The following is a 15,434-nucleotide window of genomic DNA, read 5'->3' as shown; positions in this document are numbered from 1 at the left end:
GAGCAAGGTGGAGCCATGCCGCCGTTGGCTGCGCAGTCACCCGATACGGTTGAGTCGCAACCGGCGGAGCACGAAGCGTATGGATCGCCTGCCGGGCAGTCGAACCTGGCTCAAGCCGACACCGGGCAAATCGCGGTGCTTCTGGAAGCGATGGCGGCCGAGCTGGAGCTTCAGCTTCATCCCTCTTGCAAGAAGCTGCTAGACGAGTGGCCGGCCGTGCGGGAGGCTTACGGAGTTGGAGCAAAGCTTCTAACAGCGGGATCAACACCTGATGCTGCCAGAAAGCCCCCGGATGCGGAGCCAGCAGCCTCTAAGCCCGTATCAGCGAAAACTGATGCTGCCAAAAAGTCCCCGGTTGTGGAGGCAGCAGCTTCTAAGTCCTCATCGGCGGAAACTGATGCTGCCAAAAAGTCCCCGGATGCGGGGTCAGCAACCGCTAATCCCTCATCGCCCGGGGCAACTGCTGCTAAGCCCTCTCAGGCGAGGCTGCACTGGACTACGCTCTCCGGCCTGACGCTGCCTCGCATCGCATTGCCGCGGTATTCCTGTCCGGGCGATCTGCTGCGTTGGCTGCTGACGGAGAATGTGCCCGGCCAGCCGCCTTACGCGGCCGGCGTCTTTCCGCTCAAGCGGAGCGACGAGGAGCCGAAGCGGCAATTCGCGGGCGAAGGAACGCCGGAGCGGACGAACAGGCGATTCCATTATTTGAGCAGGCATGATAACGCGAAGCGGTTGTCCGTGGCTTTCGACAGCGTCACTTTGTACGGTCATGATCCCGGCGAGCGTCCCGATATTTATGGCAAAATCGGCAACAGCGGCGTCAACGTCCCGACGCTCGACGACATGGAACGGCTCTTCCGGGGCTTTGATCTGTGTCATCCCGCCACGAGCGTCTCCATGACGATTAACGGTCCCGCGCCGATCTTGCTTGCGATGTATATGAACGCGGCAATTCGCCAACAGCTTGCGAAGTTCGCGGCTCAACATGGCCGGAAGCCGGACGCCGCGGAGGAGGAGGCCATACGGACGCGGACCCTGCAAACAGTTCGAGGCACGGTGCAGGCCGATATTTTGAAGGAGGATCAGGGACAAAACACCTGCATCTTCTCGACCGGGTTTGCGCTGAAAATGATGGGCGATATTCAGCAATATTTTATTGCCCATGGCGTGCGTCATTATTATTCGGTAAGCATCAGCGGCTACCATATCGCGGAGGCCGGAGCCAATCCGATCTCCCAGCTGGCGTTTACGCTGGCCAACGGCTTTACGTACGTCGAATATTATCGGAGCCGGGGGATGGCAGTCGACGACTTCGCGCCGAATCTTTCCTTCTTCTTCAGCAACGGGCTTGATCCCGAATACGCGGTGCTGGGCCGCGTCGCCAGACGGATCTGGTCCACGGTCATCAGGGATAAGTATGGAGGCAATGAACGGAGCCAGAAGCTGAAATACCACATTCAGACCTCGGGTCGTTCGCTGCATGCCCAAGAGATGGATTTTAACGATATTCGGACGACGCTGCAGGCGCTGCTTGCCATCTACGACAACTGCAATTCCCTGCATACCAACGCTTATGACGAGGCGATTACAACGCCTACGGAGCATTCCGTTCGCAGAGCGATGGCGATTCAGCTCATCATCAACAAGGAATTCGGGCTCGCGAGAAACGATAATCCATTGCAGGGCTCCTTCCTGATCGAAGAGCTGACCGACCTGGTAGAGGAGGCGGTGCTCGCGGAGCTTGGGCGGATTCATCACCGGGGAGGCGTGCTCGGGGCGATGGATACCGGCTACCAGAGGGGCAGGATTCAGGAGGAGTCCATGTTGTACGAGAGCCTCAAGCATTCCGGAGAGCTGCCGATCGTCGGGGTCAATACCTTCCTTAATACGAATCCCGCAGCAGCGCTGGCGTCGGATCCGGAGCTGGCTCGTTCGACGACGGAGGAGAAGGAGACGCAGCTCGCGAATCTCCGGACTTTCCGGGAGAAACATGAAGCGGCTGCCGAGGAAGCTCTGGAGCGTCTAAAGCAAGCGGCGCTGGGCGGCGGGAACGTCTTCGAGGAGCTGATGGAGACGGTTCAGGTCGCGACGCTGGGTCAAATAACGACCGCCTTGTTCGAGGTTGGCGGACAATACAGGAGAAACATGTAGATGGAACGCTGGATCGCCGGAACGCCAGATGGCCGGAAATCTAAATCGCAGGAACGATGATTGCGAGGGTAGTTGACCAAGACGGGAACGCGAAAAGACGGGAGCGTGAAGCCATTATGACGGATGATCGTTATGTGCCTGGTCTTGAAAATGTGATCGCAAGCGAAACGAACATCTCCTACCTGGATGTAGAAGCGGAACAAATTGTGCTGCGGGGTTATGATCTTATCGAGCTTGCGCGGAGCGTCTCCTATGTGGAGGTGGCCGGCTTGCTGCTGAACGGCAGTCTGCCCGATGGCAAAGGAAGAGATTTGCTGGAGGAGCAATTGTCGGCGGCTAGCGCCATTCCTGACGCGATCTACGATATACTGGCTCATGTTCCCGCAGGGACGCACCGGATGGACGCGTTGCGTACAGCCATATCCGCGCTGGCAGGCTTCGACGGCGAGCTGGAGGATCATTCCGCTGAGGCGAACGGCCGCAAGGCCATCCGGCTGCTGGCTAAGGTACCGGGCTTGGTGGTGAACGGCCATCGCATTCTTTCCGGGCAGCCCGTCATAGAGACGCGCGGCGATCTCAGCTTTGCCGGCAACTTCTTGTTTATGCTGACCGCCAAGGTGCCGGAGCCGCTGGAAGAGAGAATCTTCGATCAGTCGCTCATCGCCTACAGCGAGCATGAGCTGCCGAACTCGACCTTTGCGGCAAGGGTCATCGCCTCCACGATGTCCGACATGTACGGGGCGGTGGCAGGAGCGGTGTCATCGCTCAAAGGTTATTTGCACGGCGGAGCGAATGAGGCGGTCATGGCCATGCTGGGCGAGGCGGCTACACCCGGGGAGCTGGAGGCCGTCATGCTCGGCAAGCTGGCGCGCAAAGAGCGGATTATGGGCTTCGGCCATCGCGTCTATATGCGGAAGCCGGATCCTAGAGCGCTGCTGATGAAGGAAGCGCTCGCGAGGCTTGCCGAGGCCAAGGGACGGCAGGACTTGTACGAAATGTGCGACGCCGGAGAAGCGGTCATGAAGCGGGAAAAAGGGCTCTATCCCAATTTGGATTATTACGCCGCGCCGGTCTATGCGCTGCTTGGCATACCCGTCCCGTTGTTTACGCCCGTCTTTCTGGCCGCCCGAACGGCGGGACTGTGCGCGCATGTCAGCGAGCAGCATGCCGGCAACCGGCTTTTTCGGCCTCGCGTGAGCTACACGGGCCCAAGGGGGCTGCGGCTTTCATAAGCAGTGCCGATGCCTTCTTAATCCATGCCGATGCCTTCTTAATCCATGCCGATGCCTTCTTGATCCGTGCCGATGCCTCCTTGATCCGTGCTGATGCCCCCTTGATCCGGACTGCGGCTTTCTTGATCCATGCCGATGCCTCCTTGATCCGGACAGAGGCTTGTGCCGAGGCCTCCTTGAACTGGACCGCCTCGAACCTTTGTGCAAGGATCGTGGTTGTTGCAGTCGGTTATGAATTGGATAAAGGGAAAAACGCCATCTAATCTCGCTGCTATACCGGTTTTTGCGGCTTTAAGTGGAAAACTGCCCTCTAATTTCAATCCTATGGGCGTCTGCCCTCCATTCTACTTGGATTAGAGGGAGAATTTCCCTCAATTACGCCGAAAAAACGAAAGGCAATCCAACTAAAGGGAGTTTTTCCTCTTATTCAAACTATAGGAAAGCCATAAGTTTTCTCCAAACTTGCCCTACAATTCTCGGAATAAAACGCGCTGCGCCGCCAAAGGACGGCGACAGCCGTTTCACCTTATCCACGCTCAAGTAAGCGTATGACTAGGCATAGTCCGCGAGTCGCAAACGTCGGTTACCCGCACAATCTACCTTAGTCACCGCCCGATCATTTAGTCACCGCCCGATCATTTAGTCACCGCAAACCCAACTACCTTAGTCACCGCCTGCTCATTTAGTCACTGCACACCTATCTGCCTTAGTCATCGCACGCTCATTTAGTCACCGCACGCCCATCAGCCTTAGTCAAAGCACAATCTACCTTAGTCACCGAATGCTCATTTAGTAAACACCCGCACATCTGCCTTAGTCAACGTACGCTTATCAGCTACTCCAGGCTAGAGGCCGGTTCATTTTGCCTGCTCCAATCTTGCAGAAGCGAAGGGAGGGTCTACGCATGGTACGAGATTCATTGCTGACCGAGCTGGCGGTATATGCGGCCCAGTACAAAGTTGAAAGCGAAGAGGCGTTGCGGATCGCCCAATATATGCTTATGGATTCCATCGGCACGGCGGTGCTAGCGCTGCGGTTTCCGGAATGCGCGAAACATATCGCGCCGATTGTTCCTGGCGCCGTATTGCCCGGCGGAGCTCGCGTGCCCGGCACGCAGCTCGAGCTGGAACCCGTGCACGCCGCGTTCAACATCGGCACCATGATTCGCTGGCTCGATTATAACGATACTTGGCTGGCCGCAGAATGGGGCCATCCGTCGGATAATCTCGGCAGCATTCTTGCCGTCGCCGATTATGTCAGCCGAAAAAGGCTGGCCGAAGGCGGAGAATCGCTGACGATGAGGGATGTGCTCGAAGCCGCCGTAAAAGCCCACGAAATCCAGGGCATTTTGGCGCTTAACCATTCTTTTAACGGCGTGGGGCTCGACCATGTGCTGCTTGTGCGCATTGCTTCTACGGCGATGGCGACGGCGCTGCTCGGCGGTACTGTTAAGGAGATCGAGGCTGCGTTATCGAATGCTTGGCTTGACGGCGGCGCGCTTCGGACCTATCGGCATGCGCCGAACACGGGCTCGCGCAAAAGCTGGGCGGCGGGGGATGCGGCCGGCAGGGCGGTGCGTCACGGCCTTATGGCGATGAACGGGGAGATGGGGTATGATACGCCGCTCACGGCCGCGAAGTGGGGGTTTCAGGATGTGTTGTTCCAAGGCCGGGAGCTTGCTCTTGCCCGTCCGCTTGGCACCTATGTCATGGAGAACGTCCTCTTTAAAATATCGTTCCCGGCCGAATTCCACGCCCAGACCGCCGTAGAGTGCGCGTTCGTCCTGCATGAGATCATCGTCAGCCGTCTGGAAGATATCGCTGAAATTACTTTGACGACACATGAGTCGGCCATTCGGATCATCGACAAAAAGGGGCCTCTCGCCAATCCCGCGGACAGGGACCATTGCTTGCAATATATGGCCGCGGTGGCGCTTATTTACGGTTCGCTTACTGCGGAGCATTACGAAGACGAGGCGGCGGCCGATCCCCGAATCGATTCGCTTCGCGCGAAAATGACCGTCGTACACGATCCGCAATTCAGCCGCGACTACCTGGATCCGGATAAACGTTCCATTGCGAACGCCATACAGGTGCGGTTTACAGACGGAACCGAGACGGAAAAGGTCGTCTGCGAATATCCCATCGGACATCGAAGAAGGCGCGAAGAGGGACTGCCGAAGGTGATCGAGAAATGCGAAGCCAATCTGCTGACCCGGTTTCCGAGAGGTCGCGCTGCCGGGATTGTTCGCTCCGGCTTTGATTTTCAGACCTTGTCCCGCATGCCGGTAACGCAGTTTATGGGAATGCTTGTTATATAAGAAGTTTGCAGACGTTGCAGTCACGGCGGAGGGAGAAGAAGGGAGTATGAGGCGATGTCATGGCTAGTGGAAGAAGAGCCGAGTCAATATGAGCTATCTCAGAAGTTTCGCGCGCTTGTCGCAAGCGGACCGATCGTTCAAATACCGGGAACGCATGACGGCATGTCGGCCAGGGTGGCGAAAGCCTGCGGATTTCAAGCCTTGTATTTGTCCGGAGCGGCTTATACGGCGAGCCGGGGGCTGCCTGATCTGGGGCTTATCTATAGCAACGAAGTGGCGGAGCGGACGCGGGAGCTGGTTCGGGCATCGGGGCTGCCTGTGCTTGTCGACATCGACACCGGTTACGGTGGTGTATTAAACGTAGCCCGCGCAGCCAAGGAGCTGGTGGAGGCAAAGGCGGCGGCCGTCCAGCTTGAGGATCAAGACATGCCGAAAAAGTGCGGTCATCTCAACGGCAAGCGGCTTGTGACGGCGGAGGAGATGGCGCAAAAAATCCGGATGATCAAGGATGTTAGCCCGAGCTTGTACGTCGTCGCGCGGACGGATGCGAGGGACGGGGAAGGGCTGGAGCCGGCGATCTCGAGAGCAAAAAAATATGCGGCCGCCGGCGCGGACGCGATTTTTCCCGAGGCGCTGGAGGGGGAGGCGGAATTTCGGACATTTAGCGAAGCCGTCCGCATTCCTCTGCTCGCCAATATGACGGAGTTCGGCCGAACGCCTTATTATACCGCCGATCAATTCGCGGACTGGGGCTTCCGAATGGTCATCTATCCCGTCACCTCGCTGCGCGCCGCGGCCAAGGCGTACGAACGGGTTTTCACGGAGATTGCTCGCAGCGGCACGCAAGTCGCATCGCTGCCGGATCTGCAGACGCGCAAGGAGCTGTACGAGACGATCCGTTACTCGGATTACGAGGCGCTCGACGGCCGAATCGCGAGGACGGTGCTTCCGGAAAAATAGGGTGGGGAATTATTTCGCCGGACGATCGTCAGAAGCTATGTTTTTTACGGTAATCGGAAGGATTGATTTTACACTTGCTCTTGAACATTCGGCTGAAATAAAAGGCGTTTTGGTACCCGCATTGCTCGGCGATATGTTCGAGCGTATCGTTGGTTTCGACGAGCAGCGACCGCGCCTTCTGAAGCCTGATGGAAGTCAGATATTCAACTGGGGATTGGCCGTACGCTTGTCGGAAACGTCTGGTCAACTGAGAGGCTCCGATGCCCAGCTCGTTCGATAACTGGCCAAGATTCCAGCCATATTCCAGGGCATGCCGCTCCAAATAAGCCAGAACCCTGCCCATGACAGGGTCCTGCTTCGTTTTGCGGGCTCTGTCCGCGGAGGATGCCTGCTCCAGCGACAGGACGGCGAGCAGGTCGCCGACGAAGTGGCGAATGTAGGCTGTTCCTTCGCCTTCTTCCGATTGCGCGCACGCGATGCGCAAATAACGATAGGTAGACTCCAGTCGCTGCAAATCGCGAATCGCAAGCTTGCCAGACGGCCACTCTTGTTCGGAGGCGAATTCGATAAAGAGGAAGGAGAGGGGCTCCACTACCCGGCGTTTCAGCCGCATGCCGGGCGGACAGAGGACAAGCTCACCGTAGGCGGCCTCATCGAAGTCGGCTTCCTCACGGTCGTCCATCGCGAAGGCGAACCGTCCAGAGAACGCGGCAAGCATCACCCAGTCCTCATATTGATCCTCCTCCAGCTTAAATTCCGCGCGGACTCCGCTTACGTAGCTTCTTTTGATTTCCAACGCCTGCAAGTCGCTTTCCCCTTTCACTTGATAATTGCAAAAAAGTATATGAAATAGAATAAAGCAGTGCATGTAAAAAGTAAATGTCGGCGTTTATTATAGGTATCAAGAAGATATTCACAAAAAAAAGTGAAGGGGAAATGAAGATGAGCAACATTATGCTGTTGTCCGACGAGCAAGTGAAAAGCTATAACGAGCAAGGGTATTTGGTCCTTCGCAATGTATTTAGCGAGGAGGAAGCCCGCGTCCTGCAAGCGGAATGCGACAAACTTCTGACGACGGAGCGTTTTCTGGATAGCGGCAACGTTCGCGCCGGCTACAAGAGCTACGCCAATGGAGACGTAAAGATCGAAAGAATGGATCCGGTGCACGATATATCGCCGTTGTTCTCCGAACTCGTGAAGGATGAGCGCATTCTGTCGCCGCTGCGCGACATCTATATGGATGAGCCGCTGCTGTTCAAGGATAAGCTGATCTTTAAGCTGCCGGGAGCAAACGGATACAGCATGCATCAGGACGCATCCTGGTGGCAGGGCTTCCCGATCGAAGGGCTGATCAGCGTCATGGTCGCTATCGACGGAGCGACGGTGGAAAATGGTGGGCTGGAGCTGTTCCCCGGTTATCATGACCGTTTCCGCTCGACCCCGGGCGAGCTGCGCAATATGAACGCAGCGGAAATCGCCGAGATTGATCCTGGGAAAGGGGAGATTGTCGAAACCAATCCCGGGGATGTCATCATCTTCCATTCCTTTACGCCGCATCAGAGCGGAGCCAACACTTCGGACAATAGCCGGAAGCAGCTTTATTTGACCTATTCCCCGTCGAAAAACGGCCAGCTGTACAACGCGCATTACCAGCACTACAAGCGGTATGCGCTCGTGGGCAAAGATTTGAGCAAATATTATTTCTTGTAATCGCATTGCACGAATCGCCGAAACCTTCTCCTGATCGTCAGGAGAAGGTTTTCTGTTTGGGCATTTACGCATGATGTGAAAAAAACTTGACATTGACACTAGTGTAAAACTTTAAAATGAAATTAATACATACAACGAAGTGAGGTGCAACTTTGAAAATAAGTCAAATAGCCAAAAGGACAGGGATTAGTTCTCGATCATTACGGCACTATGAGAAAAAAGGATTGATCTCTTCTTCTCGTCTTGACAATAATTATCGCGAGTTCGATGAATCAATTATTGATGCTATTAATACGATCCAACTTTATCTTCATTTGGGGCTAACGACCGATCAGATTAGAGATATTATGTATTGCCCTGACGAAAAAGGATACGACAAGAAAGAAGACGAGTATTGCGAAGAATTGCTGCAAATCTATGAAACAAATCTGAATGAAGTGAACCGGCAAAAAAGGGCATTAGATGAGGCCCAAGTCCGGTTGGAAAAGCAAATCAAACGAATGAAAGATAACCGGGAAAAGTGGGTAACTGTAAAGGGGGATGAACAACAATGACGATATTAGTAACAGGAGCGGCTGGAAATGTGGGACGTTATGTAGTTGATTACCTAGTTCAAGCAGGTCAGCGAGTACGTGCTCTGACACGTGATCCGGAAAATACTAATTTTCCGGAGGGAGTAGAAGTCGTGTACGGTGACCTTACTGTACCAGCGTCATTAGGGCCGGCACTGAACGGCGTTACAAGCATGCACTTGATTACTTTTACCAGTGAAGGTTACGGGCCTCTGCAGACTGGACGAGAAATTGTAAAACTGGCAAAAGAGGCTGGTGTGCAAAAAACAACGGTTTTATGGAGCGGTACGAATGGACCGGTTGAGCAGGCCGTGGAAGACAGTGGCCTTGAGTGGACGTTTCTCCAGCCTACCCCAGAGTTTATGTCCAATGCACTTTTGTGGGCAGAGTCCATTCGCTCAGAAGGTGTTGTGAGGGAACCTTTCGGTGACTCTTTGGATGCAATGATTCACCCAGCTGATGTCGGCAGTGTTGCTGCAACCGCGTTAACCACCTCTGGTCACGCTGGTAAAATCTATACATTGACCGGACCTGAAGTGCTGACTATATCAGGGAAGGTTCGCACGATTAGTGCAGCGATTGGACGTCACATAGATTTCGTGGAGCTTACCGAAGAGCAAGCGCGCGAACGCATGCGGAAGAAAGGCGCCGATGAGGAAACGATCGACTTTGTAATAGGTTGGCATGCCAATCCTCCAAAATCTGCGTATACAGTAGTTCCGACCGTCGAGCAGGTCACTGGCCATCCAGCTAGAACCTTTGCTAGGTGGGTCTCTGAACATGTACAACATTTTAATAACCCATAAGAAGCGTTTCAAAGCAGCAACTAATGATTTGCTAACGGGAGAAGGTTAGTTCAATGGAACAGCGACAGTCTAGGACTTTATTTTCTTGTCCTTAGCTGTCGCTGTTTCAATTTCTAAGGGTATAAAAATGCGAAAAGCCGTATGAAATAGAGGCATTCAGTCTAATACTTTATTTTCTACTGACAGCGTGCATACCCGGCGAAAAATATAAAGCGACGACGGATGAAGTATTCGACAAATTAGAAACGGATTTTTAGGAGAAAGCTGGATGGAATCGATGGAAGAGACGCCAATCAGAGCAGTCATTATCGGTCAAGGGAGGAGCGGACGGGATATTCACGGCCAACTGTTGGGCAAGCTGGGAGTCGCAATTGGATACTTAACCACAAGATCCTAAACCATAAGTTCCTGCTTCTCGCCTTGACCAGCTGCTCCCAAGATTCATACGCAGTATAGCTATAGCATCTCGATGTGGACGTACAAGTTAAGTATATATGACGCACAACAAGTATCAATGGATTGTGTCTATGGATTGTGTAAGCAAGAAATAGTAGATGGGCTGTTTCGTCCCATGTGCCGAAGGCACATGTTGCTTACTTGGACCGCTTTCATGATAGCCATTCAAATGGCTAGAAGGTATGGAGTAGGTGCCGTTTCTACAGCATTGTATCGAAATTCTTAATGGTAAGGAGCCCCCCGCTTCAACCTATTGAGCAGTAAGTGGGGGAGGTTCACTTAGCGAATTGAGTTTTGACTCTGTGTCGGAGGGGCTCTATTGTAATCGGGTGGAGGAGCTCCTGACGACAATTTCCGGTTCGAGAGCAATCGTCAGCTGTTCGTCCGACATCTCAATCAACTTGTGAAGCGCTTCGGCGATGACGGAAGCGATCGCGTGGACGGAGACGCCGACTGCCGTCGTTGGCACGTCGAGATCCTCCATCAGCGGAATATTGTCGTAGCTGACGACGGATAAGTCCTCCGGTACGCGAAGTCCCCGCTCGCGTGCAGCGCGGTAAATGCCGCGCGTCAGATCTACGCCGCCGCTGATGACCGCCGTTGGCGGCGAGGGCCAGCCGAACATAGCTTCCGCTGCGATGTAGCCGTCGTGAGTCTCGAGCCCTTCAATTCGCAAGATGGATTCGTCGTCAACTCGAAGACCCAGCGTCCGTGCTTCGTCCAGAAACGCTTCGATCTTGACGGTCTGCATCGGGTCGTCGCCGTCGGGTCTGCCGAGGTAGGCGATTCTCGAATGGCCAAGCTCTGCCAGATGACGGACGGCTAGGCGAATCGCCTGGCCTCTGTTGACGTCGACGGTGGAGAACGGATGCGACCCGGCCGCGCCGTAGACGAGCAGCGGCGACTGCATGCTCCCGATCCCGCTTAGTTCGTCGCGGTTGCCGCTATGGTCGCCGAACAGCAGGACGGCATCCATCCGGTAGCGGTTAAATGATTCGATTGCGGCGTCCGTCCGGCTGATGGAGAGCAGCGTCGTGTAACCCCGCCGTTCCAATTCGTCATTCAGCTTTGTGATTAAGGAGGACAAGGCTCCGCGTTCGACGGTGGGCCAGATGATGCCGATGGCGCCGGATTTCCGCGACACCAGACTGCGGGCCGCGATGTTGGGCTGGTAGCCCATTTCGCGCGCGATCTCCCAGATCCGTTCTTTGGTAACCGCTTTAATATTCGGATTGCCGAGAAGCGCTTTGGAAACGGTGGAGAAACTGACTCCCGCGCGTTTGGCGATGTCCTTAATCGTTACCATATATTCTCTCCTTATGGGGATAATGTTTGAGTAACAATAGGTGTGAAAAGTAATTGTAACTTATCCAGCGTAGATGGAGGGATCGAAGTTGATGTATCGTCTTCGTGTCTCGTATCTGCGGCTGCATGTCGTGATGTAGTCGATTATTTAGCTATAAATGCCGCTCCAGCCGCCCAAGGCGAGAATTATAGCTGATTTTTCAGCTATAATAGCCGTTGCAGCCGCCCGAGGCGAGAATTATAGTTGATTTTTCAGCTATAAATGCTGCTTCAGCCGTCCGAGGCGAGAATTATAGCTGGTTTTTCAGCTATAATAGCCTGCCCAGCCGCCCGAGGCGAGAATTATAGCTGATTTTTCAGCTATAATAGCCGTTCCAGCCGCTCGAGGCGAAAATTATAGCTGGTTTTTCAGCTATAATAGCCTGCCCAGCCGCCAAGGCGAGAATTATAGCTGATTTTTCAGCTATAATAGCCGTTGCAGCCGCCAAGGCGAGAATTATAGCTGGTTTTTCAGCTATAATAGCCGTTGCAGCCGCCCAAGGCGAGAGTTATAGCTGATTTTTCAGCTATAAATGCTGCTCCAGTCGCCCATGGCGAGAATTATAACTGGTATATCAGCTACATTTAGAAGCTTCAATGGCAATATTCTGTAATAAAGTTACTTTGTCGACTCTCCCCTACTAAAGTAGTCGGGAACGCGCCACGTTTGAGAGATGCGCCTATAAAGTTGTCAGCAATTGTGCACACTTTTAACAATGCCGCACCTGCCAAGCGTATAGCACATAGTGGTCAACCACAGGAAGCGTCAGGCGTCCGGAACACTTCGTTTTTTGTGGTGGACAGTACTAGCTTAATCTATTATGATTGAAATTACAACGTTGTAAATTATGAGCGAAGGGGTTGCTCTCATGTTTAATTTGGAGAATACCGTGTCCGTCGTCATCGGCGGCAACGGCGTGTTGGGAAGCGCGATGTCGGAGGCGCTGGCGGAAGCAGGATCTAAGGTGGCCATCATCGGCCGCGATATGGAGAAGGCGGAACGCGTATGCGAAGCGATTCGCGAGAAGGGCGGCGAAGCGATCGCTTTGAAAGCGGATGCTGCGAACAAAGGCGATCTGGAAAATGTACTGGCGAAGGTGTTGGAGTGGGGCGGCAGCGTAGACACGCTGATCAACGCGTCGGGCACAAATAGCGCAACGCCTTTCTTCGAGCTGGAGATGGATGAGTGGGACCGCATCTTGGACGTGAACCTTAAGAGCGTCGTGCTGGCCTGCCAAGTGTTCGGCAAGCAGATGATCGACCAGGGCAGAGGCGGCTCTATCATTAACATTTCGTCGGTATCTTCGGGTCCTCCGCTGTCCCGCGTGTTCACGTATTCCGTGTCCAAGTCGGGCGTAAACTCGGTTACCCAGTTCCTTGCACGCGAATTCGCGAAGGACAACGTGCGCGTCAACGCCATTATCCCAGGTTTCTTCCCGGCCGAGCAGAATCGCAAAATTTTGTCGCCGGAGCGGATAGAATCCATTATGGGCCATACGCCGATGGACCGGTTCGGTACGCCTGAGGAGTTAAAGGGCGCCGTTGTCTACCTGGCCTCTTCCAAAGCATCCTCCTTTGTGACGGGTTCGTTCCTGCGTGTTGACGGCGGCTTCGGAGCGATGACGATATGAGCGACCTGCTGACACGCCTTGTCGAGCAAACGCCGCTTCCGAGCCTGTACCGCATCCGTCAGCGATTCGATGGCACTAGGCTGGAGGATCCTGTAGGAGATCTCCGTCGTGGGCTGAAGGAAAGTCCGCAGCTGCAAGCTCTCAAGCCGGGGGCGAAGGTGGCGCTGGCTGTCGGAAGCCGCGGCATATCGCGGATCGACGAGCTGACCAAAGCCGTCGTGGACGAGCTTAAGCTTCAGGGCTGCGAGCCGTTTATCGTACCTTGCATGGGCAGTCACGGAAGCGCTACGGCGGAAGGTCAGACGGCCGTCCTCGCTCATCTCGGCATCGATGAATCGACGATGGGCTGTCCCGTTCGTTCCTCCATGGAAGTGATCGAGCTTGATCAGCTGCCGAACGGCTTGCCCGTTTATTGCGATAAGATCGCGGCAGAGGAAGCCGACGCCATCGTGGTCGTAAACCGGATTAAGCCGCACACGGCGTTCCGCGGCCCTATCGAGAGCGGCCTCTTTAAAATGATCGCGATCGGCCTAGGCAAGCAAAAGGGCGCCGAAGCCTGCCACCAGCTTGGTTTCAAATACATGGCCGAGAACGTTCCCGCGATGGCTCGCATTATGATCGACAAGCTGCCGATTTCCTTCGGCGTCGCGGTCGTGGAGAACGCGTACGATCAGATTTGCCGCGTAGAGGTGGTCGGGACGGACGTCATGGAAGCAAGAGAGCGCGAGCTTCTTGCGGAAGCAAAAGCGCGCCTGCCGAAGTTTCTGTTCGACAGCTTCGACGTGCTCGTCGTCGACTATATCGGCAAGAACATAAGCGGCGACGGAATGGATCCCAACATAACCGGACGGTATCCGACTCCTTACGCGTCGGGCGGCCCCGAAGTGAACAAGATCGTCGTACTCGACTTGACGAAGGAGTCCAAGGGCAACGCCAACGGCGTCGGCACGGCGGATTTCACCACGAGCCGGCTTGTGGGCAAGACGGATTGGCCGGGCACCTACGCCAACGGTCTGACATCGACCGTGTGCGCGCCGACCAAGCAGGCGACAACGCTCGCGAACGACATGGACGCTATTAAGGCGGGCATCAAAACGAGCAATATTTTGGACTATACGACGGTTCGTCTGGCTCGCATCAAGGATACGCTGCATCTTGGCGAGATCGAAATTTCGGAGAGCCTTTTGGAGGAAGCCAAGGGTCATCCCGATATCGAAATTCTGGAAGGCCCGTATCAATGGCAATTCGACGAGGAAGGATTTCTGCCGAAATGAATCGTGAATCCAAGCTGATTATCAGCATCGATATCGGAACGACAAGCACGAAGACGTTGGCCGTCGATTACAACGGCGGGATTCTCGGATCCCACTCGATCGGCTATCGGCTGCATACGCCGCAGCCTGGTTATGCGGAGCAGGACCCGGAGGAGATGTCGGAAGCTGTCATCGAATGTGTCTCGCAACTGATGGCGAAGGGAGGCTGGAGCGCGGATGACGTGCTGTGCGTAAGCTTCAGCTCCGCAAATCATAGCGTGATACTGATGGACGAAAGCGGCAAGGCGCTGACCCCAGTCATCACCTGGGCAGACTTGCGCAGCGCGGAGCAAGCGAATGAGCTGAACGTCATAGGCGAAGGGCTAGGCGCCTACTTGCGTTCCGGTACGCCAATCCACCCCATGTCTCCGCTGCCCAAGCTGATCTGGATGAGAGAAAACCGCCCGAACCTGCTGGCCAAGACCAGCCATGTTATCGGGATTAAAGAATATTTGCTGCATAAGCTGTTCGGAAGATATGTCACGGACTACTCCATGGCGAGCGCGACGGGACTGTTCAATGTAGAGACGCTGGACTGGGATCCGCAAAATATGGAGCTTGCCGGCGTAAAGCGCGAGCAGCTTCCAGAGCTGATGCCGTCCACGGGCCGGATCGAGGGGCTGAAAGCGGAGTTCGCGGAGCGGATGAAGCTGTCGGCAGCTACGCCGTTCGTGCTTGGAGGACAGGACGGCGTACTGGCGAATCTCGGCATCGGAGCGATTGAGCCTGGCGTTGCCGCTGTCACGATCGGCACGAGCAGTGCCGTACGCACCGCTGTTCGCGGTCCGCTGTTGGAGCCGGAAGGGCGCCTGTTCTGCTACGCGCTTGCGGATGATTATTGGATGATCGGCGGAGCTTCCAACAACGGCGCGATCGTCGCTCAATGGACCGCGGAGCGGCTGTTCCCCGGCAAGGCGATGGAGGACGTAATGCCGCTTG

13 protein-coding genes are annotated in these 15,434 nt (G+C 54.9%); 11 read left to right on the top strand and 2 right to left on the bottom strand.

What is annotated here, in order from left to right:
- The 4 genes from PAT3040_RS32545 to prpB all read left to right on the top strand — a co-directional run.
- Nucleotides 1-2,151: methylmalonyl-CoA mutase family protein (locus tag PAT3040_RS32545; RefSeq protein ID WP_258235279.1), on the top strand; the 2,151-nt coding region annotated here is incomplete at its 5' end.
- 116 nt (nt 2,152-2,267) lie between these two features.
- On the top strand, nt 2,268-3,383 hold the full coding sequence (gene mmgD / locus PAT3040_RS32540) for a citrate synthase (protein WP_108995942.1): 1,116 nt from the start codon (nt 2,268-2,270) through the stop codon (nt 3,381-3,383).
- A gap of 904 nt (nt 3,384-4,287) precedes the next feature.
- On the top strand, nt 4,288-5,703 hold the full coding sequence (locus PAT3040_RS32535) for a bifunctional 2-methylcitrate dehydratase/aconitate hydratase (protein WP_108995941.1): 1,416 nt from the start codon (nt 4,288-4,290) through the stop codon (nt 5,701-5,703).
- Between the two features lie 54 nt (nt 5,704-5,757).
- A complete protein-coding gene (prpB, locus tag PAT3040_RS32530) occupies nt 5,758-6,663 on the top strand; it encodes a methylisocitrate lyase (protein WP_108995940.1) in 906 nt (301 codons plus the stop codon).
- Nucleotides 6,664-6,691: 28 nt separating this feature from the next.
- On the opposite strand, the gene PAT3040_RS32525 is transcribed toward prpB, so the two are convergent.
- Nucleotides 6,692-7,468, bottom strand: coding sequence for an AraC family transcriptional regulator (locus PAT3040_RS32525; protein WP_181376975.1), 777 nt, complete (start codon nt 7,466-7,468; stop codon nt 6,692-6,694).
- Between the two features lie 137 nt (nt 7,469-7,605).
- Between PAT3040_RS32525 and PAT3040_RS32520 the strand changes: the two genes are divergently transcribed.
- The 4 genes from PAT3040_RS32520 (at nt 7,606) to PAT3040_RS39315 (ending at nt 10,148) form a co-directional block, all read left to right on the top strand.
- Entirely contained in the window at nt 7,606-8,373 is a 768-nt protein-coding gene (locus PAT3040_RS32520; protein ID WP_181376974.1) for a phytanoyl-CoA dioxygenase family protein, read from the top strand.
- Nucleotides 8,374-8,525: 152 nt separating this feature from the next.
- Nucleotides 8,526-8,927, top strand: a complete 402-nt coding sequence (locus PAT3040_RS32515) for a MerR family transcriptional regulator (RefSeq protein WP_108995937.1) — start codon at nt 8,526-8,528, stop codon at nt 8,925-8,927.
- Nucleotides 8,924-9,751, top strand: a complete 828-nt coding sequence (locus PAT3040_RS32510) for an NmrA family NAD(P)-binding protein (protein ID WP_087566274.1) — start codon at nt 8,924-8,926, stop codon at nt 9,749-9,751. Before PAT3040_RS32515 ends, PAT3040_RS32510 begins: the two co-directional genes overlap by 4 nt.
- Before the next feature lie 268 nt (nt 9,752-10,019).
- Complete coding sequence (locus PAT3040_RS39315; RefSeq protein ID WP_258235278.1) at nt 10,020-10,148, top strand: hypothetical protein; 129 nt, start codon at nt 10,020-10,022, stop codon at nt 10,146-10,148.
- Between the two features lie 375 nt (nt 10,149-10,523).
- Here the strand turns inward: PAT3040_RS39315 and PAT3040_RS32505 are convergent, their stop codons facing one another.
- On the bottom strand, nt 10,524-11,513 hold the full coding sequence (locus tag PAT3040_RS32505; protein ID WP_108995936.1) for a LacI family DNA-binding transcriptional regulator: 990 nt from the start codon (nt 11,511-11,513) through the stop codon (nt 10,524-10,526).
- A gap of 907 nt (nt 11,514-12,420) precedes the next feature.
- Here PAT3040_RS32505 and PAT3040_RS32500 point away from each other — a divergent pair.
- From PAT3040_RS32500 to PAT3040_RS39310, 3 genes are all read left to right on the top strand, one after another.
- A complete protein-coding gene (locus tag PAT3040_RS32500; protein WP_246608521.1) occupies nt 12,421-13,182 on the top strand; it encodes an SDR family oxidoreductase in 762 nt (253 codons plus the stop codon).
- Nucleotides 13,179-14,456 (top strand): nickel pincer cofactor-dependent isomerase, group 22, encoded by a 1,278-nt coding sequence (locus tag PAT3040_RS32495; RefSeq protein WP_108995934.1) that lies wholly within the window; start codon nt 13,179-13,181, stop codon nt 14,454-14,456. The genes PAT3040_RS32500 and PAT3040_RS32495 overlap by 4 nt, the downstream gene beginning before the upstream one ends.
- Nucleotides 14,453-15,434: gluconokinase (locus PAT3040_RS39310; RefSeq protein ID WP_258235277.1), on the top strand; the 982-nt coding region annotated here is incomplete at its 3' end. The genes PAT3040_RS32495 and PAT3040_RS39310, both read left to right, overlap by 4 nt.

The organism is Paenibacillus agaridevorans (assembly GCF_003112455.1).
GTDB lineage: Bacteria > Bacillota > Bacilli > Paenibacillales > Paenibacillaceae > Pristimantibacillus > Pristimantibacillus agaridevorans.
Note: the sequence above shows the minus strand (reverse complement) of the source record. Positions and strands in the feature narration are given on the sequence as shown.